This window comes from Sphingobacterium sp. UBA7253, from assembly GCF_002472745.1.
Lineage (GTDB): Bacteria > Bacteroidota > Bacteroidia > Sphingobacteriales > Sphingobacteriaceae > Sphingobacterium > Sphingobacterium siyangense.
This window is the reverse complement of record NZ_DKSP01000010.1, coordinates 1-2,870: the sequence shown is the minus strand read 5'-3', so window position 1 is coordinate 2,870 and position 2,870 is coordinate 1. Positions and strand designations below refer to the sequence as shown.

Annotated in this window: 2 protein-coding genes and 1 pseudogene; all 3 read right to left on the bottom strand. The window is 39.7% G+C overall.

What is annotated here, in order from left to right; all coding sequences use genetic code 11:
• Positions 1 to 131: 131 nt before the first annotated feature.
• A complete protein-coding gene (locus B2X72_RS00690) occupies positions 132 to 782 on the bottom strand; it encodes a hypothetical protein (RefSeq protein ID WP_088161598.1) in 651 nt (216 codons plus the stop codon).
• Positions 783 to 875: 93 nt separating this feature from the next.
• A complete protein-coding gene (locus B2X72_RS00685) occupies positions 876 to 2,531 on the bottom strand; it encodes an FAD-binding and (Fe-S)-binding domain-containing protein (protein ID WP_349681386.1) in 1,656 nt (551 codons plus the stop codon).
• Between the two features lie 24 nt (positions 2,532 to 2,555).
• Positions 2,556 to 2,870 (bottom strand): annotated as a pseudogene (locus B2X72_RS26530) (FAD-binding oxidoreductase); the annotation flags it as partial.

Sequence of the window (2,870 nt, the reverse complement as noted above, 5' to 3'; positions counted from 1 at the left end):
TATCTCTTTTTCATATAAAATAAAAACGGCTAGATAATTTCTAGCCGTTTTTATTTTATAATCAATCTATATACTACACCTGAGCATATAACTTAGGGCTCATCGAAGTAGTGGCACATGTCACAGCTTCACTATTTACCGGTTAACGCTGATAAAAATCCAGCTCGGAACGAAGGATCTTTCTCTGAAAATTCAATAGAATGCTTATACGTGTCTACATTAAAGAAGAGCTCCGCTGGAGCAGCTTTTTTATTGTCCAAAAATAGTTTAAAGCTATATGCTGTTTTTTTGGACAAGTCAGCATTCACCTTATTGGATGAAAAGACATTCGGAAGAATTACATCTTTTGTAAAAGAATCAGTTGTAGGCGTCTGAAATAAGTCACCTAACGCTTTAATTAAATTATCAGACTGTTGACCCGATGACGAGATTCTAATTTTACCTTTGGTAAAACCGACGTCATCACTCGGCTGTCCGTCTATTATACCTGCGGGTATAAAATCTATAATCTCAAACTTCGCTCCAACAGTATCTTGTTTGTAAAGAGATTTTGTGATATAAATCCGACTTGAATCGGTTAAGATCTCATCTGTGATACGTAGAAAAAAGTTCTTCTTTTCTGCGCCCGGTGTACCATTCGTAAATTGTTCGATTTTTACACCTTCAATTTTGTTAACCGTTGTTGTATCACTTCCATCAGTTTTCTTCTGATTGGAATTTCCGCAACTAGCCATCAGCACCGTAGCGGTTGCAAGAAATGCTATAGATTGAATCTTGTACATATTGAATTGTTTGTTATCAGTTATTAATGAATATTGCTCTTATAATATTACCATTATTACTGATAACAAACAACTATTATCAATGTTTTTATTTTATTTCAATAAAGCATCGTATAAAATTTCCACAGGATGATAAGATTTTCTTCCTACACCATCTTTAATCTGATGCCTACAGGAAGTACCCGCCGCAGCAATTAGCGTATCGGATGATGTTTTACGTATGGTTGGTAACAAAACCAGCTCGGCCACTTTCATCGAAACATCATAATGTTCAGCCTCATAACCAAATGATCCTGCCATACCACAACAGCCCGAAGGAATAGTTTCTACGCTAAAATTCGTCGGGAATGATAGAACCTGTTCTGTCACAGTCACGAGGTGAAAAGCCTTTTGGTAACAGTGACCATGCAGCTTTATCTTTTTTGTTGTTCCAGTAAACTGTTCCGGATGAATACGCCCAGCCTTCATTTCAGTCAACAGAAATTCGTCAATCATCAACGCATTTTTGGCTACTTTTTGTGCGTCAACCCGCAAATCATCGTCTACTAAACTCAAATACTCGTCTCTAAATGTAATTATCCCTGATGGTTCAACGCCTAAAAGTGGCGTATCATCCGTAATTAACCCCTTTAGGAAATGGATATTTTGATTCGCAATCTTCTTTGCTTCTTTCACAAACCCTTTGGAAAGATAAGTCCGCCCACTTTGCACATGTTTTGGAATGATTACTTCATACCCCAATGCCGTCAATAATTTATATGCTGTAATACCGATCTCTGCATCATTATATTCCGTAAACTCATCCGAAAAAAGATAAACACGACGCTTGGCATCACTTACCACTGCTTGTTTTTTTACCCATTGGGTTAAGGTCGTGCCATTGACGGTTGGCAAGGAACGCTTTGGCGCAAATCCGACTGTTTTTTTGACCATTCCTGACAAGAAATCATTTTTGACCACAAAATTATAAAGAGGTGCAACCCACGATCCGAGTTTCTGAGACTGGGTGAAATTAGCAATTAATTTTGTTCTAAACCCCGCACCATGCTCATCATAATAGTGTTGTAGAAATTCTGCTTTCATTTTAGCAACATCTACGCTGGAAGGACACTCCGTTTTACAGCCTTTGCAACTTAAACAGAGATCCATGACCTCTTTGATCTCTTCATGATCGAAACGGTTTTTCTTTGTAGAATTCGTCAAAAACTGACGCAGCATATTTGCCCGTGCCCGTGTTGTATCTTTTTCATCACGTGTAGCCATAAACGACGGACACATTGTTCCTCCTGTAATTTCAGTCTTTCGGCAATCTCCCGAACCAGAACACTTCTCCGCCAACCGAAGGATAGACTCATCTTTAGAAAAATCGAAGTAGGTCTTTATTTCAGTTCGGTTGCTATCGTTGTCATAACGCAAATGAGAATCCATCGGCGGTGTGTTGACAATCTTATTTGCATTAAAAACTCCCTGTGGGTCAAAGATGAATTTGACTTCCTCAAGTAATTTGTAAACTTTTTCGCCAAGCACTTTACCAATAAACTCTCCGCGCAGACGACCATCACCGTGCTCACCACTCAGCGAACCGTTATATTTTAACACAAGATCACTCGTTTTCTCGAGGATTGAACGAAAAGTACGTTTACCGGCCGCTGTTTTCAGATTTACAAAGGGTTCGATATGCAGCTCTCCCGCTCCTGCATGCGCATAATAAGATGCATGTACTCCCTCTTCTATCAAAAGCTTTTGAATATCCCGCCCGTCAGCAGGTCGATCCTAAGGCGCAACCGCACACTCTTCCATCAAATTTACAGGCTGACTGTCCCCAGGCAAATTACGGATTAAACCAAGGCCCGCTTTGCGCACATCCCAAACTAAATTCGTCTGTTCAATACCGGTAATATAAGGATAGGCATATCCTAAGCCACGAGCAATTAGATCTGCTTTCAATGCCATCGCTTTCGCCTCTGTTTCGGCAGCTGTAAGCCCCCTAAACTCAACAATTAATAAAGCCTGTGGATCCCCCTCAATAAAAAAACGATTATACTTATAGGTTGGATGCCCAACCGTGAAATCCAAGATGTATTTGTC